The sequence below is a fragment of the Chelatococcus sp. YT9 genome (genome assembly GCF_018398315.1).
GTDB lineage: Bacteria > Pseudomonadota > Alphaproteobacteria > Rhizobiales > Beijerinckiaceae > Chelatococcus.
The window spans coordinates 801,451-825,306 of record NZ_JAHBRW010000002.1; the positions used below are offsets into that span (position 1 = coordinate 801,451).

Below are 23,856 nucleotides of genomic sequence, written 5' to 3' on the forward strand. Positions count from 1 at the left end.
GATAGCGACGCTTCAACGGTTTCCTTGCCGCGCACCATCAGCGCTTCCGAACTGCTCCGACGAGAGGCGCGGGTTCGCGGTGCGGACCGGCAGGCCGGCGACGATCAGTTCGCGGATGGCGCTCGCTTTGCGATCCGCGGCGAGGAACGATGCCGTTCTGGCGAGAAGGACGACGGCGCAAAATGCAGGCTGACGGCACATCGGGGGACCTCTGGAATGATCTTCTGCGGATCGATCGGCGCATGCTTGATGCGCTCGAATTCATCTGGTATACCAATTCCATACACATCGATGAGGCGCGTTGCAAGTGCTTTTCCAACGCCAGGTCGACGAAGCGATTTGAATGGGGAGATGGAAGCGAGCGTGAAGCTGTCAGTAGGTCGCCAGAACGTTCTTACGAACGCGCTCCAGATGAAGCGCCATCGCGCTCCGCGCTGCGTCGGCGTCTCGACGGTCCAGAGCGTGGATGATGGCCTGGTGATCGGAAAGGCCGGGCTTTCTTTGCGCGAGCTTGCGCTGCCTTTCGAAAATCGTGGTGTAGCGGCGCATCTGCAGGATGGTCTCGGCCATGAACGGATTGCCGCTCGCAGTTGCAATGCCGTTGTGAAGCGCGTCGTCGAAGGCCCAGATGAAGGACGGCTCCGGGTCTGGGTCCGCGTCGATCGCCTCGAGCATTGTGGCGAGTTGCGCAACTTGCTCGGCCGCGATTTTCTCGCAGGCCTGTGCCGCGGCGCTCGGTTCAAGCAGAACGCGGATCGACATGCTGTTGAGGTAGTCGGCCAGCGAAATGACACGCACAATCAGCACGCCCTTGGCATTGCGCACCAGCAGCCCCTGACCCTCGAGCCGGCCCAGCGCATCGCGCATTGGCGAACGCGACACGCCCAGACGGTCCGCCAGACGCCGTTCCTGCACGACCGTTCCACCCGACAGCTGCGCCGACAGAATCTCGGCCAACAACGTGTCATAGGTCTCGTCGGCGAGGCTCTTGTCCATAACGGCGCTGTCGTCCATACCTTGACGCTCCGATGCAGTTTCGTCTCCTTTGCTATGAACGATGGCGCGGAGCATGAAAAGCCTTTCGAACAGCTGCAGTGGGATGGGCTGATCAGCGGGAAGGAGGCGAACCGTGACGCTGCCTGATACGAGCATCGGGGCCGGAAAGCCCGCCAAGGCTGGCGACAAGCTGGCCGCGCTCGCCTACCGCGCGATTTCCAACATGATCCGCCGTCGCCGGCTCGGTGCGGGTCATGTCATCGTGGAAGCCCGTCTTGCCGAAATGCTGGGGGTATCACGCACCCCGCTGCGCGAAGCGCTGCAGCGACTGGAGGGTGAAGGGCTTGTGCACAAGGGTGATGGGCGCAACTACGTCGTACGCAATGTCGACATCGGCGAGTACATCCAGAGCCTGAAACTGCGCCTGCTCATCGAGCCGCACGCGGCGGTGCAGGCGATGCCTGTTATTCCCGGCCGCAAGCTGATCGAAGTCCGCCGCGAGATCGACGAGCTGATGGGCGCGACGACCTATCATACCGACGCGCACTGGTTTTCCGACGATCATCTGCACAACCTCATCATCGATTACTGCGGCAACGAAGTGATGGCAGAGGTTTTGCGGAATCTGCGCGCAACAACGCGGCTGTTCGAGATTGGTCAGTTGCAGGATCGGCTCAAGCCGGACTCAACGGAGCATCTGGTGATCATCGACGCGCTGCAGCGCGGCGATGCAGAAGCCTGCTTCAAGGCTGTCGCCGCACATATCGAGAGCCTCATCGCTTTTGCCCGTATGCATATCCAGATCGGCGACTGAAGGCAGAGGTCAAGTCAGTGTGAGCAACCGCGCCGGCGTCTCGACCAGCAGCTTGCTGATCTCGCTGTCGCCGAAACCGCGATCGCGCATCAGGGGGATGACATTGCGCAGCATATGGCTGTAGCCGTGGCCCCCAAAAGACTGCAGGCGCGAACGTGTGCAGATGTCATGCGAGGCGACGACATTATCCGATAATCCTTCGTCGAAGAGCCGGCGGATGGCGTAAATGCGCATCCAGTCGGTCGGAAGGTCGGCAACGCCCATCCAGTATTGCGACTGTTCGATGCCGAAGAAGTCATACTCGACCACACAGCCGCGGCGTGCCAGCGCGACGACCTCATCGTCACGCGCGAACGTGCGTTCCATATGATCGATGATGACGCGCGAGAGATCGGCGCCGGCCTGATCGAGGATATCGATGATCTCGAACGGCGCATCGGGATGGCGGCCGGGATGAACAGTGATCGATGCTCCAGTCTTCCTCTGCGTGCGCGCAGCAGCCTGAAGCGAGCGGCGTTCGAATGGCGTGAGCGGCCATGAGCATCCGATCTCACCGATAATACCGCAACGTACGCTCGTACCCCAGGCACCCTCGGTGATCTGGGCCGTCATGATGTCCGTCAAGGCGTCCACGGATAGCGAAAGCGTTTCCGCGTCCTGATAGGCTTCCGTGTAGAAGCCACAGCCCAGAACGATATGGACACCGGTGTTGCGGCTGATCGCGCGCAACTGTTCCGGCGCGGGACTTAGTCCGCCGATCGTCATCTCCACGATCGTACCTCCACCAGAAGAGCCGAAACGCTCGATCTCGCGGGTCGCGACGGAAACGTCGTGCATGCGGTGGTTGCCTGGATAATCGTTTGGCCGCCATGAGACGTCGAAGACATTCTCCAGCGTGATCACCACCTCGTCCTCCTGCGGAACGCGACGAGACTCTGGCGTGAGGTCGAAGAGAATATGCTCGTGCATCAGCGTTTGGCCGAGATCCTCCGGGGAAACGGGGCCGCAGACCGTCTGCACCAGTCCCTTTTGTGTCATCTGATCTCCCCCTCAACACCTTCATCGTGGCCGCTTGTGCATCGCACATAATTGGTATACCGTGATAATACAATCAGAATGCAGGCGAAAAAATGGGCTTGCAAGAGTGGGAAAGAATGAAGCCATGACCAATGATTTCCGGAAACCTTCGGTGCTCACCACGGGGATCTCGCGACGGGGCGTTCTGTTAGGCGCGGCCGCTGGCGCGGGCGTTGCCCTCGGCGGCCGCGCCGCATGGGCGCAGCCAAAGCTCTCACCGCCGAACATCATCAAACAGGGCACGCTGGTGATGTCGACGAACCCGACCTTGCCGCCGCTTCAGTTCGTCGATCAGGCTGGCGAAGTGCAGGGCATGCGCATCGAGCTTGGCAAGGAACTCGCGAAAGCACTCGGCCTGACGCCGGAATATGTGAAAGTCGAATTCGCGACCATGGTTCCGGGTCTCGCCAGTCGCCGCTGGGACATGATCAATACGGGCATCTTCTGGACGGAAGAGCGTTCCAAGCTGATGTACATGATCCCGTATGAGCGGGCCGCGATCAGCTTTCTGGTGCCGTTCAACAATCCGAAGAAGATCGAGAAATGGCAAGACATGGCCGGCCTCTCCGTCGGCGTCGAACTTGGCGGGATTGAAGAGCGCCGCACCCGCGAGGTCGACAAGATGCTGAAGGATGCGGGTCTCGCAGGGATCACCATCCGCGTCTTCAACAATTTCTCCGAAGCCTTTCAGGCTTTGCGCGCAGGTCAGGTCGATGCTGCGACCTCCATCGACGCAACCGCCCAGTTCATGCAAAACCGCAAGGAGTTCCACCGGGCCGTTTCGGGCCTTTTCCCGCAGACCGCAACCTTCGCCTTTGCCAACAAGCAACTGGCGGACGCGTCTGTCGATGCGCTGAACGGCCTGCGCAAGTCCGGCTATTACGACGAGCTACTTGCTAAATACGGCGTCCTGACGATCGAGGAACCCTTGTTCGCGATCAAGAGTAGCGGCCCGGCGTAAGCGCCGGGCAGGGCCTCATCATGAAAATGAGTGGCGAGCCGCTGGGCATCATCGGGCTTGGGCCGATCGGCAGAAGGCTCGCAAGATGCTTCGCTGCATCAGGGGAAGGGCCGCGCCTAGCGGCTCTTCTTGTTCGCGACAGGCAACTGGAAGAAGCGAGGACGATCGCCCCCGATGCGGTCCTCTGCACCGACCTTGAGGCATTCATCGCTACCGGCCCAAGCGTTGCGGTCGAGTGTGCGTCGCCTGCGACCTTCGTCGCCAGCGCGCCAAGGCTGCTGGCGACGGGCTGCGACGTCATTCCTTTGTCGTTGGGGGCGTTCGCCGACGCGGAAACGGAAAAGGTTTTGGCCGCGGCCGCCGAACGCGGTCCGGGACGGATCGAGATTCCAGCCGGCGCTCTTGGCTCCATCGGCTTTCTAGCCGCCGGGCGTGCGAACGGCCTCTCCCGGGTCAAGGTTACGGTGGGCTATCCGCCGGCACGCTGGCAAGCGATGGGCGCTGAATTATTCGCTCCGATTGCTCGCCTGGAAACCGCCGTAACCTTTATGCAGGCCAGCGCACGCGACATTGCCCTGTGTTTTCCAGGTCATCTCAATGTCGTAACGGCGGCGGCTCTGGCGGGGCTCGGTCTCGATGATACGCAGGTCGAGCTTGTCGTCGATCCGGGTGCGAGCCAGGCTTGGTTTCGTATCGAAGCCCTGTCGCAGTCCGGGCCTGTGACCCTCCACGTAGGCGGGCGCGACGCGCCCGTGGAGCAGGATCCCATCGATTACACCACTTTCAGCGTCGCCCGCCTCCTGCTTCGCCGCTGCGCGCCGATCGCGATCTAGAGATTTACCATGAACAACCTGATCGAGACGATCCGCAGCCAGGCAGAACGCGACAGGGAAAAGATCCTTGCTTCGCTGCGTGTATACATCGAGCGCGGCAAGCGCGGCGAGGATGCAGTTCAGGCGCTGTTCGCTACGACCGCCGAGGCGCTCGGCTGTACCGTCACCTATCATGACTACCACCCGACGGATGTGGCGCTTGTCGAGGAATTTGCCGGCAAGGCAGCCATCGACCCTGAGCAGCGCCGCAGCGTCGTTGCCCACCGCAAGGGAACGGGTGGCGGCCGCAGCCTGATCCTGTTTGCCCATCCGGACAGCGAACCGGTCCCGGTGCCCCCCGGCTGGACGCATGATCCCTTCGCTGGCGACATCGTCGACGGGCGCATGTACGGCTGGGGAATTGCAGATGATCTCTCCGGCATCGCCGCGGGTCTCCAGGCACTTGAGCTTTTGCGCTCGCTCGATCTGTTGCCGGCAGGCGATATCTATATCGCCAATACGCCTTCCAAGCGGCACGCACGCGGCGTCGCGCGCCTCCTGCAAGAGGGACTGAGCGCCGATGCGGCGGTGTACCTGCACCCCGCCGAGTCCGGGGTCGGCTTGCGGGAGGTCAAGGCTTTTACCTCGGGGGAGGTGACCTTCAGGGTCGTTATCGAAGGCAAGCAGCCGCCGACCACTGAGCCGCTGCAAACCGCCTTCGCGCATCTTGGTGTCAACGCCATCGACAAGGCCTATGTGATCTGGAACGCACTGAAAGCGCTCGACGAGCAGCGCGCGATGCGGGTAGAGCATCCGTTGCTTCAGGCCAAGGTGCGCCGTTCGACAAATCTCATGATGTCCTACATCACGGCCGGCGATCCGAAGCGACTGTCCCGCATCGCCGACCAGTGCACGCTGGGCGCGGCGCTTGCTTTCCCGCCGCCTGAGACGCTGAGTTCAGTTTGCGCGCAGATCGAGCAGGCGATTGCCAAGGCGGCGCAAGCGGATGAATGGCTGCGTGACAACCCCCCGAAGGTGATTTGGGATGCGGGCACAACAGGTGCGGAAGTTGCGCGCGATCACCCGTTGGTCAACGCGGCGTTCATGGCAGTGTCGGGAGTTTCAGGCATTCAGCCAATGATCAATCCGATGCACACGGGCAGCGATATTCGCGTGCCGAACGTCCAGAAACAGATCCCAACGATCGGTCTTGGCCCCTTATGCGGCGATCTGACCCAGAACGGCGGCCATGACGAGTGGGTCGATGCCAACGATCACGTCCGCTTCGTCGCGGCCATCGCGGGTATCATTGCTGGCTGGTCTGGTGTCAGGCAATAGATGCGGTATCTGCGGGCCGAACGCAGTATGCCGGGGCTCCCTCGCGGAATGTGTCCGGATGATGCCGGGCCAAATCGAAAACATCGCCCGTGAAAGCCGATGCTGCCACTGGTGTGCCTCGGATGCTCTACCGTTCACCACTGCGCATGGTTCATCGCTCGAACCGGCGAAACCATTGAACACTGGAATAATCGGACACCTGGAATACTCGTACTGGCGCCACTTCCCGTTGTCGGAACACTCCACTGCGTCGGATACCCCTACTGAAGACGGCTTTGTCCCGTCAGAGCAGTCCACTGGGACAGATGATATCCAGCGGCGAAGCGAGTGAGGTGTACAATATCGGCGGACGCAAGAAAGCGGTAGCTACGTTCGCGATCTAAGCCAGGTCGGGAGATCGAGCGCCATCCACAGGTGACATCAACGCTGAGCGCCTTCCTCCGCAGCAAGTAACGGATCGCCGACCTTTTGCTGCCATGCGTCCAGCGCCCGCGCGAGCCGCTCCCGATGCGCGGCATAGGCCGGCAAGGCGGCAAGATTGATGGTCTCCCCCGGATCTGCGACGAGATCGAAGAGCTGCTCAGTGCGCGATCCCCGCGAAGGCGTATTGTCTGCCCGATAGGGGCCGCGTCCCAGCGGCGCCTGATCGATGTAGCGGATCAATTTGTAGCGGCTGTCGCGTATCATGCGCTGGCTGAAGCGATAGGCGGCCGCGAAAGTGTCCCGCCAGCCCGCTTCGGTGTCGCTCATGATCGGCACAAGGCTGCACCCCTCGGCCATCGGATCAACCGGGCAGCCGGCCAGTTCAAGCAGCGTGGCGCTGGTGTCAGCATGCCAGACGAGATGCGGCACACGTTTTCCCCGGGGCAGGTCCGGTCCGGCGATGATCAGCGGAATATGGAGGCTGTGCTCATAGAGGTTCTGCTTGCCCATCAGCCCATGTTGCCCCAGCGCCAGGCCATGGTCCGCAGTATAGACGACGATGGTGTTGGCATCGTCGCCGTTGTTTGCGAGCGCTTTCAGGATATCGCCGATCGCCGCGTCGAGATGGGCGATCATACCGTAGTAATCGGCGATATGCTGCCGCACCGCATCCGCCGGCCGGGGCAATGCCTCGAGGAGTTCATCTCGAACCAGCATTTCGCCGTTGTCGAACGGATGGATCGGGAGAAAGTTGGCGGGTAGCGAGACGGTGTCGCCGCGCCGCGCGTAAGCATCTGGCGGCGTTCGCGGATCATGGGGCGCGGTAAAGGCCACATAAAGGCAGTACGGCTGGTCGGGGGAGCGCTCTCGCAGGAAATCGAGGGCGGAATCGCGGAAGAGATCTGTCGACAGCCCGTCCTCGTAGTAAATCTCTGATGCGGGAAAGTAGCCGTCGGGGTCGTGATGGCGCAGAGGCACCCGGTCGTGGTCGCTCATCCCCCCGAACATCAGCCGGTCTCCCGAGCTGAATGAGCGCGCAAAGGCCTCCTTGTCATTGTGCCATTTGCCGATCGCATGCGTCACATACCCTTGCGCGCGCAGGCGCTGGGGGAAAGTCTCCAGGGCGGCCGGAATCGCAAAGGCGGAGGCCTCGTAGTCATCGCCGGTAGGGTCGACCGCGGAGGCGAAAATATTGCGGCCCGTCAGAAAGGAAGCGCGGCTCGGCACACAGACCGCCGGATGCATGCCACCCTGGCAGTGGGCTCCGTCAAATGTCACGCCGCGCTGTGCAAGGCCATCGAGATTAGGCGTCTCGACCTCGCTATTGCCATTGCAGCCGATGGATTCGTAGCGATGGTCGTCAGCGATGAGGACGACAATATTGGGCGGTTGGCGGTTCATGACAGAATGTCTCATCGATGCGATCGAAGTTTGACCGGACAGGCAGCGGCTATTTCACGGCACCGGCTGTCAGCCCGGCGCTGAGCCGTGCCTGCAGAGGCAGAAAGAGCAGGAGCGTCGGAATGGTGGTGATCACCGAGGCGGCCATCACGGCCCCCCAGTCGGCGCGATCATCGCCAAAGAGCTGGTAGAGCCCGATGGGCAGGGTCTGCACCGCCGGTTTGGTGAGGAACGCCAGCGCGAAAAGATATTCTGTCCAGCAGAGCATGAAGGCGTAGGTCGCCGTCGAGACGATACCCGGCATCAAAACCGGAAAGACGATCCGCCAGACGACCTGGTAGCGCGATGCGCCGTCGATGAGCGCCGCCTCGTCGAGCTCACGCGGCACCGTCGCGAGATAGCCAGTCAACATATAGACCGAAAACGGGATGCTGATCGCCGTATAGCAGAAGATCATGCCCGTATAGCTGTTCGTGAAGCCGGCCTGGGTCAGCAGGATGAACAGTGGATTGACCAGCACGATCCAGGGAAACATTTGCCCGAAAAGGACGCTGCCGAAGATCAGCCCCTTGCCCCGGAAGCGGAAGCGCGAAAATACATAGGCCGCGTTCACCGAGACCAATGTGGACAGCGCGGTTGCGGCGACGCAGATGACGAGGCTGTTGACGAGGAAGCGGCCAAACCCGCCCGAAAATAACGTGATGTAGTTGGCCCAGGTGAAGGCGGTGGCGCTTGCGAGCAACCCGCCCTGCGCCTTGAACGAGCCGACCAGGATGAAAACCATGGGGTAGACCAGGGCGAAGAGGATCGCCAGCAGGCCGGCGAGAATAAGGAGCGGCTCGAACAGGCGGCCCGGGCCCGAGACCATGCGGCGGTGCCAGTGGGATGTGGCAGCCGGCTTACCGCTTACCGGAGAAGAGGCGAGGGTCATAGCACCTCCTCGATCTGGCGGCGTCCAATCATGCGGAAATAGAAATAGCCGAAGACTGCCATGATCAGCGCCATGACGATGCCGATGGCCGCGCCATAGCCGAGCCGGAAATCAACAAAGGAGCGGATGTAGATCTCCGTCGCCAGAACATTGGTGAAGGTTCCGGGGCCGGCGCCTGTCGCGAGCCATACATAGACGAAGTTATTGAACGTCCAGAACACGGACGTGAGGCCAAGAACAACCATCGTTGGCTTCAGGAAGGGCAGGGTGATGTGCCAGAATTTCGCTGAGCGGCTGGCACCGTCGAGTTCGGCGGCTTCGTAGAGGTCAGCGGGCACGGCCTGCAGTGAGGCAAGCAGGGACAAGGCGATGAGCGGCACCGTGTTCCAGACGACAATGGCGATCACCGACGGCCACACTGTCCTGAGATCGGACAGGAACGCGATCGGCGTGTCGATGATCCCGAGGGTGACGAGCACCGTGTTCAGCGCCCCGTCGGGCGCCTCGAGCAGCCAGCGCCAGATAATGATGGCGACGACCGGAGGCGTCGCCCAAGGCACGAGGATCGCTATCCGCGCGATGGTCGCGAGCTTCAGATGGCGCACGAGCGGCGTGTTGACGATGAGTGCGATGGCGAGCCCCAGCAGCAGGCGCACCGCGACTGAGATCGCGGTGAGCCAGATGAAGGTATTCATCATCAGCCGCCCGGTTTCGGGGCTGGTGAGGAATTCCTCGTAGTTGGCAAGGCCGATCCATTGGCCGCCAACCCGCAGACGCAGCAACGTGAGGTCCGTGAAGCTCACCCGCAGATTCTCCACCATCGGCCAGAGATAGAACAAGGCCAGGATGATGAGCGCCGGGCCCAGCATCACGGTGATGAACAGGCGGTCACCCCGCATGGCGTCGCGCTCCTGCCTCGGGCCTCAGCGGCCCGCGTTCAATTTGCCGACCTGAGTGAGGAGATCGCCCGCGGCTGCATCCACCGACGTCTGCCCCGACAAGGCTGCTCCGAAGGCGCGACCCGTCAGGTTCCACATGGAGCCCATCGCATAGGGGCCGTCCGCATAGGGGCCCCAGGTCCGTGCATGGGTGAGCTGCTCGGCGAAGCCCTTCAACTCCGGCCCGAAATCGACGCTCTGCAGCAGGCTGCGTTGCGCCGGGAACTGAGACTTGTAGGCGCCGGTGAAGATCGATGCATCATTCAGGAACTGCACGAGCTTCCACGCTTCCTGCGGGTGCTTCGATGTCGCGCTGATGCCCAGCATACGGCCGCCGAGATGCGACGTGCCCACAGTCGTTCCCTTCGGCACGGGACCGGAGGTGAAAGGCGCCGCCTTGCCGGGATTCGCCGCCGTATAAGCGTTGATGGCCTCGCGGAAAGAGGCTGGCGGCATGATGCCGATCGCAATGCTGCCATCAGCGAGGCCGCGGATGATCACCGGGTCCGCCCAATCGCTCACGCCGAGCATCGATTTGGGCGTGTCGCCGTCGTCGAGATAGCTCTTGAAGTAATTCATGGTGCCGGCGACATCGGCCTTGTCGACACCGACCGAGAACTTGTTGTCCTTCTCGACGACGAGCGCCTTGCCGTTTGACCACCAGTTGTAATTGGCGAGGAACCACAGGCTGCCAGATGAGGCACTGCCGGCAGGGAAGCCGAAGCCGGTCTTGCCCGTTTTCGCATGGACGTCGCGGCTCACCTGGCGCAGTTCATCCCAGGTCGCCGGCAAGCCCTTGACGCCGGCCTGATCGAGAAGGTCCGTCCGATAGACCATCGCCCAGGTGTCGGTGGTCCAGGGCAGCGCGTAAATCTTGCCATCTTTGCCGGTCGCCAGGTCCATGGCGATGAAATCGCCGAGGCCCTTGCCGGGCGGGCTCGCCTTGATAAGCGCATCGAGGGGCGCAAGGGCGCCTGCCTCGCCCATCTCCTTGGCCCACACGAAGGCGATGTGGACGACGTCAGGCGTTTCCCCGACCGCCGCCTCGCGCAGGAACTGGTCACGGGCATCCTTCCAGGCCATGCGCTCAAGATTGATCTTAATGCCGGGATTGGCCTTCTCGAAGGCATCGAGCGCCGCGCGCATCTCCTTCTGCTCTGGGTCGTTGAAGCGGAAGGTGAGCGTTACGGGGTCCGCAGCCTGCGCAATCCCGGGCATCACGGCGGCGCCTGCCATCAATGCTGCCATGGCACTACCCAAGCTGATGCCGAGGCAGGCGGTAACATGCTTCCAAATCATGTGAACCTCCCTGTAGGGATCGCCAAGGATCCCCATTTTTGTTTGAATGCTAACGTTGTCATCGTACAGGGTCAATGCGCTTCACGAGATAACCAGGCAAGGCAGCCGCGAGGGATACACGACCGGGATGGACAAGCGAGTGAGGACGAGCGCCGACGGCCGGCGCAAGATGGAGGATGTCGCGCGTCTGACGGGCGTTTCACTGTCGACTGTCTCGCGGGTGATCCGCGAGCCCCATCGCGTGGCAGAGCCGACGCGCCTGAAGGTCGAGAGGGCGATCGCCTCAACCGGCTATGTGCCGAACCTCGTCGCCTCGAGCCTGAAGTCCGAACGGTCGCGCCTTGTTGCCTGCGTGGTTCCGAGCGTCGAGCATTCCTTCATCGCCGATGTCGTGCGTGGCGCGTCGGAAGTCCTGCGGCCGCAGGGTTTCCAGCTGATGCTTGCGACCAGCGATTTCCGGCCGGAGGAAGAGGAGGATGTTGTCCACGCCTTTCTCTCTCGCCGGCCAGACGCCATCATATTGACAGGCCTGACGCATACTGACCGGACGCGGGCCATGCTTGGCGCTGCAGGCATCCCCGTCGTCGAGGTTGGCAACCTCAGCCATCGGCCGATCGACATGGTTGTCGGTTTCTCCAATACGGACGCGCAGAAGCAGCTGACATTGGCCATGATCGATGCCGGCCGTCGCCATGTCGGCTATCTCCTGCACGACGGTTCCGCCCAGAACGAGCGCAGCCGCGATCGGTACAACGGCTACCGCGCGGCGCTCGCGGAGCGTGGCATCGCCTGCGATGATCAGCTGACGGCTGAGGTGGAGTTCAGTTATCGCGGGGGCGCTGCAGGTGTGGCCCAACTGCTGGCGCAGGGGTATCCGATCGATGCCTTGTGCTGCTCGAACGATATCATCGCGCTCGGTGCGCTCTATGAGCTGCAGCGCCGCGGCATCAAGGTGCCGGATACCATCGCCATCGCCGGTTTCGACGACCATGATGCCTCCTCCCAATGCGTTCCGCCGCTCAGCACGGTGCGCATTCCGCGGCTTGCCATGGGCCGGCAGGCCGGCAAGCTGATCGAGCAGGTGCTCGCAGGCGAGCCGCCCACCAGCAAGATCGTCGATGTCGGCTTCAGCCTGCAGATCAGGCAGACCTTCTGACCAGGCACGGCAATAGCTGATTTTGCATGATCACGGCCGTGCACAGGTTCCAGCGCCAGCCCAGCAATCAAGGGGCGCCTTCATAAAGCTGAAGGGAGCACACAATCTTCTACGGCTTCATAGTCTAACATCGTCGGGAAAATGCGATTTCCCTACGTCATGCCCCAAGATGCGTCGGATACGGCACTGGACCGATAGAGTCTCCGGTTCCGCATCGTGAAGCGCGGCGGGCGCAAGGCGATCCCGTGCCGACGGACGCGCCCGAGCACCGCGAGACGGACAACACGCTGATCAAGGCACTGGCCGCCTTCCGCTGGAAGCGGATGCTGGACTCGGGCGAGTTCGCTACAATTGCCGTACTGGCGGCGCATGAGAGGATCGCTGCTTCGTACCTCATCAGAACGACGCCGCTTTCGCAGTTATCGCTGGACGTGAGCGAGCGATCCTCAACGGACGTCAGCAGCGCCGTCTCACGCTGGAGGCGCTGAGGCAACCTCCGCCGAAAGACGACATCGGGCAGAAGCGCATGCGTGGCACAACCTACAATACTAAAGATCCGGCGTGCCTCCAGGGGGTCTCCTGAGACTTGAGCGTATTAGGTTTGAGAGTGATGAGGCGGGTACGGGCATAGTATTCACGGGGGTAAGGGAACCGATATTGACCGGTTTGTTCGGGCGCTGAACGCGGTCGGCATCAAGAGGCTCGCCGATGTCGGGGCGGTAGTGGTCTCACGCAAAGCCGAGCATGCCTCCAAGGGCCGCACGTCATTCCTCCGGGGAACAGGTCGATCACCATGGCAGATACGAGAAAGATCCAAACAATCGCCCTTGGCAGCGAGACACTGAAGGCGAACTCCTCCAAAGGGTCAGCGCTAGGTGTCGCTAGGCCTGTTTAGGGCCAACAGGGGGCGATCTAGAAAATGCTCATAACACGCCTCATTACCACTCGATCACGTCGGCGGCCCAGGCTCGCTCGAACTTGGCGCCGGCTTCCCGTTGGATATTGCAGACACTGCCCACGTCGGCCGCCTCGTATTCGCAGATCATGCGCAAATGGTCAGCAGACCAGTAATCCAACGCACATTGTAGAGGTCGAGGCAGGGTGCCATGCGAACCTCGACCGCATTGAGGTCCTCTTGAGTGAACGCGCCTCGAAGCTCCGCGCGACGATGACACGTGGAATGGTTTATCTCCTATTCCGTTCCGGCCTTCATATCTCCACCTTGGGCGCGGGCGCCGCCGTGGGAAGCGCGGGCGGCAGTTCCGGAACTCCGCACAGCGCCGATCGCGCCCAGGCGCTGAGATCGTCAGGACCGCATGCAGCGGGGTCGAAGAAGTCAGCATCTTGAGCGGTGGCTTCTGAGCCGAGTGCCGTGAGGATTGCCTGTGCAATGGCAATCTCGTTCCGTTTACGCATAATTGAGGCGATCGTCAGAGCCTCAGCGGCGCAGTGCCGGGCTTCCTCAGCGCGATCGTCTGTCGATAGAGCCCCGCGGCACGATTGAGCGCGTAAGCGAGGTAAGACTTGTCATCGACCGCTCGGAGCCGAGCTAGCGCTTTCGCCAACACCGCGTTGTCGGAATGCTCGGCCGAGGCCAACATGGCAAGCGCCTGTAGCGTCTCGACGAACGGTGTCTCATCCTCCTTCAGCCGAACCGCCACCGTGCGTAGCTCCTCACAGCGGGCCTGCATGTCCGCGTACCTGCCCATCTCCTGTTCAAAGCATAGCAAGCCAGTCAGGCGCTTGTATTCGCGCCAGCGATCTTGGTCCCGTCGCGCGAGAGCGAGCGCACGCGACAGCGAAGACCAGGCTTCGTCCTCGCGGCCATCCCATCGTTTCGGGAGCCCCCGCGCCCAATGCAGTTCGCAGAGCTCCAAACCAAGCGCCTCGGCAATGCCGGCAGCCTCGCCGATAAACTCCTGCGAACGGGCGATCTCCGTCTCGAGTTCAAGCACGCAGCGCGCCGTGTTGGCGAGCTGGCACGCGCGTTGTGTTGTCGGCCGCGCGCCCGACCGCCGTGCGATGAGCCTTCAGATGAATGCCTCAATCAATCGGTCCTGAGCCTAGCTGGAGCGCTGACCGACGAAGACATTCAGACCGACTAGTTTGTCAATTAGGTATATCACGATGACCGACCCGACCATCGTCCATACCGAGACTGCAGCGATCACTGGCCGGTACTGATAAAGAAGATATTCATAGATCTGGACCGGGAGCGGCTTGAATTCGGCGGGAGATAGAAAGATGGATATCGAAAAATCATTCCAGGACGTTATGATGGCAAAGAGAAACCCCGCCAAAATACCTGGCTTGATGAGCGGTAATGTTACATGAACGAAGGTATGAAGCGGCCCCGCCCCGACGCTGCTTGCCGCATCTTCTAACGCCGGATCGAGACCCTCGGTTACGGCGGCGATTGTGCGCAGTGGAAAGGGCATTGTGATGAGTACATGACCAATAAACAAGCTGATCAAACTGGTCGCTCCAAACAGCAGCATTATCGTCTGATAGAGTGCCAAAGCGAAGATGATAGTGGGGACGAGGAGCGGGCCCAAAAACGCTAAGCTTAGCATCCTGGCAACATTAGGATTAGCCCTCCTGAGAGCGAGCGAGATCGGCAGAGCGAAGAGCGTAGCAGATGTCGCAGAGCCCACAGCGAGCGCGAAGCTCACGGAAGCCCCTAGCTTGAAGTTGTGGTCCTGGAGAGCCTCGACGAACCACCGCAACGTAACGGTGCGTGGCGGAAACGCCATCTCGTCGGCGTTTAGCGCAGCACCAATCACGACAATCAAAGGGGCCAACACAAATAGAAATGCAAACGAAGTCGCTATCCCTAGTCCACTCGGCAGTAACGCGTGAGTGTGTCTTCTGCGCCTGCCTGGCGGTAGAATCGTGGGTTGGGCCGCGGAAATCACGATCTGAGTGCCTTGAATTTGTGGTTGACGACATACAGGTAAACAACGGTGATGATTAAGCTCATCGCAAACAGACAAATTCCCACTGTGGCAGCGAATGGAAAGTTGCCGTTGATTGACGCCTGCTGGTAGGCCAACATTCCCATCATGCGCACGCGCCCCCCACCCATCATAGCCGGGATGGCAAACGCCGCAGCATTCAATGTAAAAACGATAAGCGAGCCGGCGATTATGCCTGGGATAGACAGTGGGAAGGTGACGTTCCAAAAAGTACGCATCGGGCTGGCACCAACGCTGGCCGCCGCTTCTTTGAGAGCTGGATCTATCGCGGCGAGCACACCGATGAGCGGCAGGACCACATACGGCACGGCGATCTGCACAAGCCCGATCAGCACACCCGTCTCCGTGTACATTATACGTAACGGCCGATCGACCACACCTAGCCAGAGCAGACTGGGATTAAGCAGGCCGTTATTCATTAGAAGGACATTCAATCCGAAGATGCGGATGATGATATTGACTGCGAGCGACACCACGACCAGGCCGGTTAAAAACCCGCGTCTGTTCGCTGGCAGCTCAGCTATATAGTAAGCGATGACGTAGCCGATCCCAAGGGCGAACAATGTGGAGATCAGCGCAAGGCGCACAGTCGTCCATAGGCTGGTGACGAGATAGAAAGGGTCCCCGAGGTAGTCGACATAATTTTGGATCGTGAACGTGAGTTGTGGCACCGACCCGATCTGGTAAGTCGATAGGCTTGTGAGCACCAACCAGATCATGGGTCCGAAAAAGAATACCAGCACGAAAAGAAGAGGTGCAGCCACGACCCCGAAGGAAAGGAGGCGCCATGGCACCACTTTTTCCGGTGCTGCCAACTCAGCTTTCTGAGACGATAACAGCGTTATTGACATTGAACGAGACCTCATCGCCGGGATGGAACCCATTGGCGGCAGCCAACTCCTGTATAAAAATCAGGTTCTCGTCTGACCCGGGAACACCTATACCGTAACGAATAGAGGCGCCTTCAAAGATAACTTCGCGCACCTGTGCTTTAATCCCGCCAGTCGTTGTTTTGCGATGAATTGACAACCATTCCGGCCTTGCAGCGATGCGGACAACATCGCCCACACGCACGGGACCGTTGCATGATGCAACTGTGGTGAGTCCCGCGTCCAATGCGACGCGCGCCATCTCCTGCTCAACCATCTCGATCCGGCCGGGAAGAAAATTCGCATCGCCTAGAAAACTCGCGACGAACGCCGTGGCTGGCCGCTGATATACCGTGCGCGGATCCGCCATCTGCTGAATACGTCCGCCGTGCATCACCACGACGAGGTCAGACATCGACAAGGCCTCTTCCTGGTCGTGAGTTACGAATAGCATCGTAACGCCCAGCGAGCGCTGTAATCGCTTTAACTCGAGCCTCATCTCTTCGCGCAAGCTTCGATCAAGATTGCTGAGCGGCTCGTCAAGAATGATGACCTCAGGATCTATGGCGAGAGCTCGGGCCATGGCAACCCGCTGCTGCTGTCCGCCGGATAATTCCCGCGGATAACGATGCTCGAGCCCTTCAAGACGTACCATGCCGAGCGCTCGACTCACACGGGATGATATGTCCTCTTTGCCGAGCTTCCGGAGCCGCAGCCCGAATGCGATATTCTCAAATGCCGTCATGTGCGGCCAGAGAGCGTAATTTTGAAAGACGACTCCGATATTGCGCAGATAGGGCGGCAGGTCTGTAACGCGCCGCCCCCGTATCGTTACCTCGCCGACATCGGGGGTAACAAATCCACCGATGACGCGAAGCGTGGTCGTCTTGCCGCAACCTGACGGCCCGAGAACCGTGACAAATTCACCGGTTTTTACCTTGAGAGACACATCGTCGAGGACGCAAATGGCTCCATAGGACTTCGAGCAACCGGCGAGCTCTATGTCGATCCCGTTGCTCATCACCGCACCACTTCCCGATCCCAACGACGCTGCCATTCGTCGTAAACCGTGACAATGTACTTCCAGTCAGCGGTCTGAAGCCGAGCAATATTTTCCCTATTTATCACTAATTTGGCGGCAACTTCTTTTGGAAGTTCAGCTCTCGAGTTTGTTGGAAAGTATCCAAGCCTGGTTGCCATAATAATGCCGGACCGCGGGGACAACAGATGGTTCACTAGCTTCTGAATGAGCTCGCCGTTGGGGCGGCCAGCAACAATGCTCATTGTCGAAGACAGTGGGAAGAAGCCCTCCTTCGGCACGGCTCCGACGACTTTGACCTTTTCCGTATCATTGGCCCATGCGATGCGACCATCGGTCCAAATGCTCGCGTCAATCTCGCCATTCCGGTAAAGCTGTAGAACCTCAGCATGGCTATTGACCCAGGCATGCACATTCTCGGCAATTTTGGCCATTTGCCGAAAACCAGCGTCAGGATTACGCTCATCACCACCCGCGAGCTTGGCGAATAACGTGATGAGATCTATGGACTCGGGCCGGAAGTTCCGCAGAGCTAGGCGGCCGGCAAATTCCGGTCTGGCTAGATCAAACCATGACTGTGGTGCGTCAGAAACGCGGTCAGGACTATAGGCTATTATATAGCCACCGAAGTTGGCCGCCACCGTGAAGTCGGAGTATCTCGCCTGGGGGTAAAGATCCTTCAAGTTCGTCACCAAATCAGGATTGAGCTTGCTAAAAGCTCCCTCGCTCTCCAGGCGGAGCGCAAATAATGGATCAGAGATCAGTATATCGACTTCCTTGTTCCGTACTTTGACGATTGTATCAGCACCTTCTGCTGGTACCAGTCGAACCTTTACATCGTTTTCCGCTTCAAAAGACGACAAACTTTCGGCTAGCGCCTGATCATAAGCGCCGCCAAAGCTATTAATCACCAGTTCTGTTTGCTGAGCCACTGCCATATCCAGGGCAAGTACCGTGGTGAACACGGTCAAAGCGCCGAACAATAGGCGCCTGCACATCTTAATCATCGCAACTCCCCTCTGAAGCATGATGAGCATTGCTGTTAAGCGGCGCTGAAATAGAATGCCAATGGGGCGCGCAAAACGCTCCGGCACCTTGATCGATAGACCATGCTGGCGTTGTCTATTCAGCTTTCGTTATCGCCGATCTACTGTCGACGTTGTAAACGTCTATACATCTTGCACGAGATCTCTGGAGCCTGCAAGTGCGAATCGCGAGTCGAATAACGTTCGCGATGAATTGCAATTCCCAACGCTGCCGAGCCATTGGGGGCAAGCAGTCTCTTGACCGGGAGATCGTGATCTTGTCACGTTGGCCGGTGCGCAGCCGTTAATTGAGCCTGTGGCGCGGCTCGGGAGTGACGTCACTCACATCGCCGCCGTGTCGTGGGGCCGGCTGGCATCGGTCAGGCGCATCGACCAGGCTTTCGCCAAGATGGGCGGAGCCCTTGGCGATATTCGTCCGCGTGGCCATCAGACCGGGCAAGCCGTTTGTTTGAGCGGTTGCAGGCCAGCCTATGGTCAACGGCTGCCCCGCGGCCGCGTGCGCAGCCCAGACCATCCGGCCGACTTCCATTGTCAGCCTTCAGATCTCATCAAAGCTGCGCGCCACTGTAAGACGAAAAAACGCCAGCGCGGGATATGGGTCCAACATCTACGACCGGCCGAGTCAGAGTAGTATGTCCGGGCAATGTTGATTGCCCGGACCGCGCGCCGCAAAGGCACGTCTAGCTCGGCACCTTCCAGTTCGCGGGCTGTTCGAGTACCGATGCTGGCAGCTCTCCTTCCCGAACAAGATTTTCGACCTCACGCCGACTCCTGAGGGGGAGCTGATCGCCGAGATGCCACGGAAATACGAGAAAGAACCAGCGATAAAGTCGTTGGGTGTAATTAAACCAGCTCCAAAGGAGACTGTCGAGATCCTGCTTTGTGTCGATGCTTTCGAACGAAGCAATAACTTTTTCCCCCAAGTCGGACAGTTTGCCCAGATTGAGCCATGGCGCTGGACAGTTGGGCTCTGAGACATCTCCCATAAGCTGGTACATATGCCGGCTCATGTATATCCAAAAGCGCTTGCAGTGCTCCAGGGGAATATCGGGATCGTCAATGGCTTGCTTCATCGCGGGACCTGCGGTCCACCATCCGATGGCTTGCATATCGCCAGTTAGGAAGAAGAGATTACCTAAATTCTGTCCGTCTGTGCCCGCGCCACTCGGGAATACACCCAAGCGCGACATCTTTACCTCAAGCGGCTCTTCCCACATGATCCGGTCGAGGTCAGCTTCGATCTCGTCCTTTACAACCCGCCAGTGAATTGACATCGTATTACGCTCCCCTTCTGGAAATCATAATAGTGACGAGCTTCGCGTTTTTATGTTGCTTCCAAACATGGCGCCCGGCGCGATAAAGCACGTCGAGATCTTTCGCTCGCGCAACGATAGGGCCGGGCGCGGAGACTGGTTCGGTGTTGTCGGGTCCATAGTTTATTGCGATAAACTTGTTGCCGGCGTAAACGATTGAGCCCTGGCCGAGGTTTGAAAGATGCTTAGTCTTGCTGCCTAACGGCGAGGCTTGCGTGCCGGTCGGCTGCGGCTCCCGCTCAGGCCGACCTCTCGCCAAGATGTAGTCTCCAGTGGAGGTCGTGTGGGAACACCATACTTTGAGGGGTTCCTTGACCTCCTCCCACAGAAGCTGTGAGCATTTTGGCTCTTCATCCTCAAGCAGGGCCACTACAGCCTCCTCAGGAAAGCCCTCAAATTTAAGTACAAGCTCCTTCGGCATTTCTTATTTCCTTGTGGTGCAGCCAGGTGTCAGTGGTGGGTCTGCATAGTCGGTCTCCCCGGGAGACAACCATATTCCTGCGCCCGGACCTTCGGATGCGAATAGTATGTACATTTAACAGTTCGGTCCGCGCGGCCATAGCTGGAACCGCCACAGAAAAGTGGTTCATTTCATGCGAGTGTCACGACCGCTCGCAGACAGGAAAGGAACAATCATTTCCTAGGCACTAGATGTATACACAACTTATGAACGAAGGGAAGGGGCATTTTGTCCACTTTTTGCGGAGTGCATGTTTTTTGCTGAATCGATGTTCTGGGTTTCGCCCCCGTCTCTGCGACGGTGCGATTGTAACCTTAGCTCTTAAGAGCTTCGCTCGCTCGGCGCGTTGCGTGCCAACCTTGCGACTGAGCACGGTGGCGCATAGGGTTATCGTCTGGGGAAGGGCCCGGCCGCCGTGTGGTCGCGCGACAAAGTTGTATATAGGTTTAATCTCGTGGTCCTGTTACGGATAGGGAATTAGTGCTACTTTGGCGGCCATCGAGTTGTAGCCGGTGCGTTTCATAGCTCTCCTCGTCGTCAAACGGAGCTGATACCCGGTTGGGGCGAAACTGAGGGATGGTCACCGAGGGCAAGCGTGGGGAGTTGCGAAGATAGTCATGCAACGTGGCCCAATGGGTACACTCGACAGAAGGCGCCGGTGCTAGGTTCTTTGCTGCAGACGCACGAATGGTGATTGGAGTTAGTTTCGCATGTCAGGCATTGGGTCTCAGAACGACATAGCTGATGATGGCGACGACGAAGCGCTCCCGATCTATCAGCAGATCCGCCATGACATCGAACGCAAGATTATGTCGGGCGACTGGAGAGAAGGGTATCGGGTGCCATCTGAGAGCGAGTTGGCTACAATGTACGACTGCTCGCGCATGACAGCGAACAAGGCGATTTCCAGCCTGTCGTCTGCCGGTTTAATCGTGCGGCGGAGAGGAAGCGGTTCGTATGTCGCTCCTCCACGCTCCCAAGAGCCACTGCTCGCGATGCAGGATATCCGTTCCGAGATCCTCTCGATCGACCGAGCATATAGCTGCACAGTCTTGAACCGCACGATCAGTTCTATAGGCGACCCGGTTGAGGCGGTTCAGGTCGGAGCGCCAGTCGGCACGAAGATACTTCTTTTGGACATGGTCCATTATGCCGATAGCCTGCCGTACGCTCTCGAGACACGCCGGATCAATCTAATGGCGGTTCCCGAAGCCGAGCGAGAAGGCTTCGAGATGTCCTCACCCGGTTCGTGGCTTGTCAATAACGCTACGTGGACAAAAGGTGAGCATTCCGTTCGTGCTATTTCGGCAGATAACGCGATCGCCAAGCAGCTTCGTGTGCCACGCGGGACCGCCTGTATCTCGATCGCACGCCGAACCTGGCGAGCCGGCGATCTCATCACCTTTGCGCGCTTCATATACCCCGGCGATCGCCATCGATTTGTCGTGCAATTCACTCCCACATCATCTGGATCTCCCGCTTAGGCCCATTCAAATGGTCGATCACGATCTTTAGCGATCGGGGGCGGGATGTGTGATAGCAGCGATGGCCGGCCTTACGCGCTGCGCGTGACACGGGTTCGGAAGCCGGCGTAAGGGAGCCCGCGATGGAGCGGATTGAGATGACCGCCGCCCGCACGCGCTCGTAGAAATTGGGCTCCCGCGTCTCGGTGACAGCGGCCGCGAATTCTCGCTCCAGGCGGATCTTCAGCGATGGGCGGCGCGCCCGAGCCGCAGCCGCCGAGGCGTCAGCGCAAGGCTCGTCGAGGATTTTTCGGTGATCGTCTTGTAGGGGGCCATGGCAAAGGACGAGCCATGCTGGGTAAAGGCTGCGAGGATCGCTTGCAGGTCGGCTCCCATCGCGCGTGTGACGACAGCGACATTGTCTTGCAATTGCGTCGCCGCAATGCTGCGCCCGAAGTCCGCGACGACGGCACCGACCGCGGCCGGGCCTGCGCCGGCCGGTAGCTCCGCGCGGACAGGGCGGGGATACTCCTCGGAGGGCATGAAAAATCGGTCAGTCCTGCGAGAATCGCGCCCGACGCGCCGCAGCCTCGCCGGTCAGCGCCAGATAGGTGCCCACCTCATTCACCGGCCGTGACAGCAGCCACGTGCCGCCGATATCTGGCACGAAGCCGATCCCGGTTTCCGGCATCGCGACACGCGTGCTTTCGGCAACGATGCGGTGCACTCCATGGGCCGAGATCCCGACACCGCCGCTCTGGGGATGCCGTCCATAAGCCCGACGTAAGGTTTCGGGAAGTGGGAGATGCGCGCATCGAGGCGGTATTCCTCCCGCTAGAACGCGTGGCGGCACAGTCGTCGCCGTTGCGCACGCTCTCTGAAGGGCGCGGATGTCACCCCCGGCACAAACGCCACGTTCTCCCTCGCCGGTATCAAGCACGGCACCAACAGCTGGATCCGCCTCGAAATCGTCGAGCGCCGCCTGATCCTGCGCACCATGGGCAAGGTCAGGCTGTTCACGGTCTTCGGTCGGTTGTGTCGGATGCGGCCCAACGTCCCCTGTCGCTCGACAATGACTTTGGACGGCGCGGATTGACTGCCGGTCATGAGCGTCCACCAAGAACAGAGCGGGCAATGATGATCTGCATGATCTCGTTCGTTCCCTCAAGAATCTGGTGTACTCGCAGGTCACGCACGATTTTCTCGATGCCATACTCGGCGAGATAGCCATAGCCACCATGCAGTTGAAGCGCCTGGTTGGCGACCTCGAAAGCGGCATCGGTAACGAAACGCTTCGCCATGGCGCAGAGCGTTGTCGCGTCGGGCGACTTGGCATCGAGCGCCGATGCGGCGCGCCAGAGGAAGGTGCGGGCCACTTCCAGCTCGGTCGCCATGCCGGCCACGCGAAACTGCAGCGCCTGGAATTCGGCAAGTGCCTGGCCGAAAGCGTGGCGCTCGCGCAAGTAGAGAAGCGTCTTGTCCAACGCCGCCTGGGCACCGCCAAGGGAGGAGGCAGCAATATTGAGGCGGCCTCCGTCAAGCCCCGCCATGGCGATGCGAAAGCCGTCGCCTTCCGCGCCAAGCCGGTTGGCGACCGGCACCCGCACCCCTTCGAACACGACAGTGCGGGTGGGCTGGGCGTTCCAGCCCATCTTCCGTTCGTTGGTGCCGAAGGACAGTCCCGGCGTGTCGCCGGGCACAACGAGCGCCGAGATGCCGCGCGGTCCTTCCCCACCCGTGCGGGCCATCACCACATAGATATCGCTGACACCAGCCCCTGAAATGAACTGCTTCTGGCCGTCCAGCACGTAGTGGTCACCTTCCCGCACCGCACGTGTTCTCAACGCGGACGCATCCGAGCCGGCGCCGGGCTCCGTGAGACAATAACTCGCGAGCGTCGCCATCGACGTAAGCCCCGGCAGGAAGCGCTGACGCTGGTCCTCGTCCCCGTGAGCGTCGATCATCCAGGCGCACATGTTGTGGATGGAGATATAGGCGGCAATCGTCGGACAGCCCCTGGCGAGCGCCTCGAAGATGACAGCAGCTTCCAGCCGCGTGAGACCAGATCCACCGACGTCGTCGCGCACGTATATGCCAGCAAAGCCGAGTTCCGCAGCCTGGCGCAGGATCTCTATTGGAAAATGTTTGCGTTCGTCCCACTCGAGTGCATGGGGAGCCAATTGCTCTTTGGCGAAGCGGGCCGCCATTGCGCCGATCGCCGCCTGCTCCTCGTTCAGTCCGAAATCCATCCAGTGCCTCCCATTAGAACGCTGGCGCAGGCGGAAGCGCCGCGATCCCCCTTTGCCGCGACGTTTTCGCATTTTCAGGAGCAAATGCTGCTATTTTTCACAACCATGATGCAAGTTTGCACAACAAGGGACAAGCTGTGAATGCGCGCAAGCCGCATCCGCGCTTGAGAGCCAGTGACACGAACTCCACCGCGCGCCACTTCCAGCTGAACCGGCCCACGTGTTGGCAATTGAAAAGCGCGGCATTTCCGCAATACACGCCGGAGACCAGAGGTAGAGCCTAACTCTTCCGACGC

General features: G+C 60.1%; 25 protein-coding genes. 7 read left to right on the top strand and 18 right to left on the bottom strand.

All coding sequences use genetic code 11. The annotated features are described in order from the left end of the window. Positions 1 to 12: 12 nt before the first annotated feature. Both KIO76_RS23735 and KIO76_RS23740 read right to left on the bottom strand, forming a co-directional pair. On the bottom strand, positions 13 to 201 hold the full coding sequence (locus tag KIO76_RS23735; protein ID WP_213326050.1) for a hypothetical protein: 189 nt from the start codon (positions 199 to 201) through the stop codon (positions 13 to 15). Between the two features lie 171 nt (positions 202 to 372). Continuing rightward, a complete protein-coding gene (locus KIO76_RS23740; protein ID WP_213326051.1) occupies positions 373 to 1,014 on the bottom strand; it encodes a GntR family transcriptional regulator in 642 nt (213 codons plus the stop codon). A 115-nt stretch (positions 1,015 to 1,129) separates the two neighbouring features. Here KIO76_RS23740 and KIO76_RS23745 point away from each other — a divergent pair, with 115 nt between their 5' ends. Next, positions 1,130 to 1,810 (top strand): GntR family transcriptional regulator, encoded by a 681-nt coding sequence (locus tag KIO76_RS23745; protein ID WP_291976676.1) that lies wholly within the window; start codon positions 1,130 to 1,132, stop codon positions 1,808 to 1,810. Positions 1,811 to 1,819: 9 nt separating this feature from the next. On the opposite strand, the gene KIO76_RS23750 is transcribed toward KIO76_RS23745, so the two are convergent. After that, positions 1,820 to 2,848: a phosphotriesterase family protein gene (locus KIO76_RS23750; protein WP_213326053.1), complete on the bottom strand. Its 1,029-nt coding sequence runs from the start codon at positions 2,846 to 2,848 to the stop codon at positions 1,820 to 1,822. Positions 2,849 to 2,972: 124 nt separating this feature from the next. Between KIO76_RS23750 and KIO76_RS23755 the strand changes: the two genes are divergently transcribed. From KIO76_RS23755 to KIO76_RS23765, 3 genes are read left to right on the top strand one after another with little or no spacing between them, the layout of a single operon-like run. Next, the gene (locus tag KIO76_RS23755; protein ID WP_213326054.1) at positions 2,973 to 3,848 is read left to right on the top strand and encodes an ABC transporter substrate-binding protein; all 876 of its coding nucleotides are present in this window, start codon (positions 2,973 to 2,975) and stop codon (positions 3,846 to 3,848) included. A gap of 20 nt (positions 3,849 to 3,868) precedes the next feature. Beyond that, positions 3,869 to 4,681 carry an aspartate dehydrogenase domain-containing protein gene (locus KIO76_RS23760; RefSeq protein WP_213326055.1) on the top strand — a complete coding sequence of 271 codons (813 nt, stop codon included), beginning with the start codon at positions 3,869 to 3,871 and terminating at the stop codon, positions 4,679 to 4,681. A 9-nt stretch (positions 4,682 to 4,690) separates the two neighbouring features. Next, entirely contained in the window at positions 4,691 to 5,998 is a 1,308-nt protein-coding gene (locus KIO76_RS23765) for a M20/M25/M40 family metallo-hydrolase (protein ID WP_213326056.1), read from the top strand. Between the two features lie 420 nt (positions 5,999 to 6,418). Here the strand turns inward: KIO76_RS23765 and KIO76_RS23770 are convergent, their stop codons facing one another. The 4 genes from KIO76_RS23770 to KIO76_RS23785 are packed head-to-tail and all read right to left on the bottom strand — an operon-like array spanning position 6,419 to position 10,990. Beyond that, positions 6,419 to 7,822 carry a sulfatase family protein gene (locus tag KIO76_RS23770; protein ID WP_213326057.1) on the bottom strand — a complete coding sequence of 468 codons (1,404 nt, stop codon included), beginning with the start codon at positions 7,820 to 7,822 and terminating at the stop codon, positions 6,419 to 6,421. 49 nt (positions 7,823 to 7,871) lie between these two features. After that, positions 7,872 to 8,753 (bottom strand): carbohydrate ABC transporter permease, encoded by an 882-nt coding sequence (locus KIO76_RS23775; protein ID WP_213326058.1) that lies wholly within the window; start codon positions 8,751 to 8,753, stop codon positions 7,872 to 7,874. Further along, entirely contained in the window at positions 8,750 to 9,652 is a 903-nt protein-coding gene (locus tag KIO76_RS23780) for a carbohydrate ABC transporter permease (RefSeq protein ID WP_213326059.1), read from the bottom strand. Before KIO76_RS23780 ends, KIO76_RS23775 begins: the two co-directional genes overlap by 4 nt. A gap of 24 nt (positions 9,653 to 9,676) precedes the next feature. Continuing rightward, positions 9,677 to 10,990: an ABC transporter substrate-binding protein gene (locus tag KIO76_RS23785; RefSeq protein WP_213326060.1), complete on the bottom strand. Its 1,314-nt coding sequence runs from the start codon at positions 10,988 to 10,990 to the stop codon at positions 9,677 to 9,679. 127 nt (positions 10,991 to 11,117) lie between these two features. Between KIO76_RS23785 and KIO76_RS23790 the strand changes: the two genes are divergently transcribed. Both KIO76_RS23790 and KIO76_RS23795 read left to right on the top strand, forming a co-directional pair. Next, the gene (locus KIO76_RS23790; protein ID WP_213326061.1) at positions 11,118 to 12,146 is read left to right on the top strand and encodes a LacI family DNA-binding transcriptional regulator; all 1,029 of its coding nucleotides are present in this window, start codon (positions 11,118 to 11,120) and stop codon (positions 12,144 to 12,146) included. A gap of 245 nt (positions 12,147 to 12,391) precedes the next feature. Then, positions 12,392 to 12,634 (top strand): hypothetical protein, encoded by a 243-nt coding sequence (locus KIO76_RS23795; protein ID WP_213326062.1) that lies wholly within the window; start codon positions 12,392 to 12,394, stop codon positions 12,632 to 12,634. Positions 12,635 to 13,355: 721 nt separating this feature from the next. On the opposite strand, the gene KIO76_RS23800 is transcribed toward KIO76_RS23795, so the two are convergent. From KIO76_RS23800 to KIO76_RS23835, 8 genes are all read right to left on the bottom strand, one after another. Further along, a complete protein-coding gene (locus KIO76_RS23800; protein ID WP_213326063.1) occupies positions 13,356 to 13,562 on the bottom strand; it encodes a hypothetical protein in 207 nt (68 codons plus the stop codon). A 14-nt stretch (positions 13,563 to 13,576) separates the two neighbouring features. Next, the gene (locus KIO76_RS23805) at positions 13,577 to 14,101 is read right to left on the bottom strand and encodes a hypothetical protein (RefSeq protein ID WP_213326064.1); all 525 of its coding nucleotides are present in this window, start codon (positions 14,099 to 14,101) and stop codon (positions 13,577 to 13,579) included. A gap of 108 nt (positions 14,102 to 14,209) precedes the next feature. Continuing rightward, positions 14,210 to 14,929 carry an ABC transporter permease gene (locus KIO76_RS23810; RefSeq protein WP_291976679.1) on the bottom strand — a complete coding sequence of 240 codons (720 nt, stop codon included), beginning with the start codon at positions 14,927 to 14,929 and terminating at the stop codon, positions 14,210 to 14,212. 128 nt (positions 14,930 to 15,057) lie between these two features. After that, positions 15,058 to 15,972, bottom strand: coding sequence for an ABC transporter permease (locus KIO76_RS23815; RefSeq protein ID WP_213326066.1), 915 nt, complete (start codon positions 15,970 to 15,972; stop codon positions 15,058 to 15,060). Then, positions 15,938 to 17,011 (bottom strand): ABC transporter ATP-binding protein, encoded by a 1,074-nt coding sequence (locus tag KIO76_RS31670; RefSeq protein ID WP_213326067.1) that lies wholly within the window; start codon positions 17,009 to 17,011, stop codon positions 15,938 to 15,940. Before KIO76_RS31670 ends, KIO76_RS23815 begins: the two co-directional genes overlap by 35 nt. Continuing rightward, complete coding sequence (locus KIO76_RS23825) at positions 17,011 to 18,123, bottom strand: extracellular solute-binding protein (RefSeq protein ID WP_213326068.1); 1,113 nt, start codon at positions 18,121 to 18,123, stop codon at positions 17,011 to 17,013. The genes KIO76_RS31670 and KIO76_RS23825 overlap by 1 nt, the downstream gene beginning before the upstream one ends. 632 nt (positions 18,124 to 18,755) lie before the next feature. After that, positions 18,756 to 19,349: a cucumopine synthase-related protein gene (locus KIO76_RS23830; RefSeq protein WP_213326069.1), complete on the bottom strand. Its 594-nt coding sequence runs from the start codon at positions 19,347 to 19,349 to the stop codon at positions 18,756 to 18,758. 4 nt (positions 19,350 to 19,353) lie between these two features. Next, positions 19,354 to 19,809, bottom strand: a complete 456-nt coding sequence (locus tag KIO76_RS23835) for a hypothetical protein (protein WP_213326070.1) — start codon at positions 19,807 to 19,809, stop codon at positions 19,354 to 19,356. 749 nt (positions 19,810 to 20,558) lie between these two features. Between KIO76_RS23835 and hutC the strand changes: the two genes are divergently transcribed. Continuing rightward, positions 20,559 to 21,332, top strand: coding sequence for a histidine utilization transcriptional repressor HutC (hutC, locus tag KIO76_RS23840; RefSeq protein WP_213326071.1), 774 nt, complete (start codon positions 20,559 to 20,561; stop codon positions 21,330 to 21,332). 222 nt (positions 21,333 to 21,554) lie between these two features. Here hutC and KIO76_RS23845 read toward each other — a convergent pair whose 3' ends face one another. Genes KIO76_RS23845 through KIO76_RS23855 form a run of 3 tightly spaced genes read right to left on the bottom strand, consistent with a single transcriptional unit; the run spans position 21,555 to position 23,560 of the window. Then, the gene (locus KIO76_RS23845) at positions 21,555 to 21,854 is read right to left on the bottom strand and encodes a hypothetical protein (RefSeq protein ID WP_213326072.1); all 300 of its coding nucleotides are present in this window, start codon (positions 21,852 to 21,854) and stop codon (positions 21,555 to 21,557) included. A gap of 10 nt (positions 21,855 to 21,864) precedes the next feature. Further along, the gene (locus KIO76_RS31815; protein ID WP_249730015.1) at positions 21,865 to 22,524 is read right to left on the bottom strand and encodes an enoyl-CoA hydratase/isomerase family protein; all 660 of its coding nucleotides are present in this window, start codon (positions 22,522 to 22,524) and stop codon (positions 21,865 to 21,867) included. Further along, positions 22,415 to 23,560, bottom strand: coding sequence for an isobutyryl-CoA dehydrogenase (locus KIO76_RS23855; protein WP_213326073.1), 1,146 nt, complete (start codon positions 23,558 to 23,560; stop codon positions 22,415 to 22,417). The genes KIO76_RS31815 and KIO76_RS23855 overlap by 110 nt, the downstream gene beginning before the upstream one ends. Positions 23,561 to 23,856 lie beyond the last annotated feature (296 nt).

Coding starts and splice junctions, on each gene's coding strand:
- KIO76_RS23740 (WP_213326051.1), bottom strand. CDS start 1,014: ATGGACGACAGCGCCGTTATGGACAAGAGCCTCGCCGACGAGACCTAT.
- KIO76_RS31670 (WP_213326067.1), bottom strand. CDS start 17,011: ATGAGCAACGGGATCGACATAGAGCTCGCCGGTTGCTCGAAGTCCTAT.
- KIO76_RS23785 (WP_213326060.1), bottom strand. CDS start 10,990: ATGATTTGGAAGCATGTTACCGCCTGCCTCGGCATCAGCTTGGGTAGT.
- KIO76_RS23760 (WP_213326055.1), top strand. CDS start 3,869: ATGAAAATGAGTGGCGAGCCGCTGGGCATCATCGGGCTTGGGCCGATC.
- KIO76_RS23835 (WP_213326070.1), bottom strand. CDS start 19,809: ATGCCGAAGGAGCTTGTACTTAAATTTGAGGGCTTTCCTGAGGAGGCT.
- KIO76_RS23735 (WP_213326050.1), bottom strand. CDS start 201: ATGTGCCGTCAGCCTGCATTTTGCGCCGTCGTCCTTCTCGCCAGAACG.
- KIO76_RS23755 (WP_213326054.1), top strand. CDS start 2,973: ATGACCAATGATTTCCGGAAACCTTCGGTGCTCACCACGGGGATCTCG.
- KIO76_RS23790 (WP_213326061.1), top strand. CDS start 11,118: ATGGACAAGCGAGTGAGGACGAGCGCCGACGGCCGGCGCAAGATGGAG.
- KIO76_RS23800 (WP_213326063.1), bottom strand. CDS start 13,562: ATGCGTAAACGGAACGAGATTGCCATTGCACAGGCAATCCTCACGGCA.
- KIO76_RS23750 (WP_213326053.1), bottom strand. CDS start 2,848: ATGACACAAAAGGGACTGGTGCAGACGGTCTGCGGCCCCGTTTCCCCG.
- KIO76_RS23780 (WP_213326059.1), bottom strand. CDS start 9,652: ATGCGGGGTGACCGCCTGTTCATCACCGTGATGCTGGGCCCGGCGCTC.
- KIO76_RS23830 (WP_213326069.1), bottom strand. CDS start 19,349: ATGTCAATTCACTGGCGGGTTGTAAAGGACGAGATCGAAGCTGACCTC.
- KIO76_RS23815 (WP_213326066.1), bottom strand. CDS start 15,972: ATGTCAATAACGCTGTTATCGTCTCAGAAAGCTGAGTTGGCAGCACCG.
- KIO76_RS23855 (WP_213326073.1), bottom strand. CDS start 23,560: ATGGATTTCGGACTGAACGAGGAGCAGGCGGCGATCGGCGCAATGGCG.
- KIO76_RS23845 (WP_213326072.1), bottom strand. CDS start 21,854: ATGCCCTCCGAGGAGTATCCCCGCCCTGTCCGCGCGGAGCTACCGGCC.
- KIO76_RS31815 (WP_249730015.1), bottom strand. CDS start 22,524: ATGGCATCGAGAAAATCGTGCGTGACCTGCGAGTACACCAGATTCTTG.
- KIO76_RS23775 (WP_213326058.1), bottom strand. CDS start 8,753: ATGACCCTCGCCTCTTCTCCGGTAAGCGGTAAGCCGGCTGCCACATCC.
- KIO76_RS23765 (WP_213326056.1), top strand. CDS start 4,691: ATGAACAACCTGATCGAGACGATCCGCAGCCAGGCAGAACGCGACAGG.
- KIO76_RS23770 (WP_213326057.1), bottom strand. CDS start 7,822: ATGAACCGCCAACCGCCCAATATTGTCGTCCTCATCGCTGACGACCAT.
- hutC (WP_213326071.1), top strand. CDS start 20,559: ATGTCAGGCATTGGGTCTCAGAACGACATAGCTGATGATGGCGACGAC.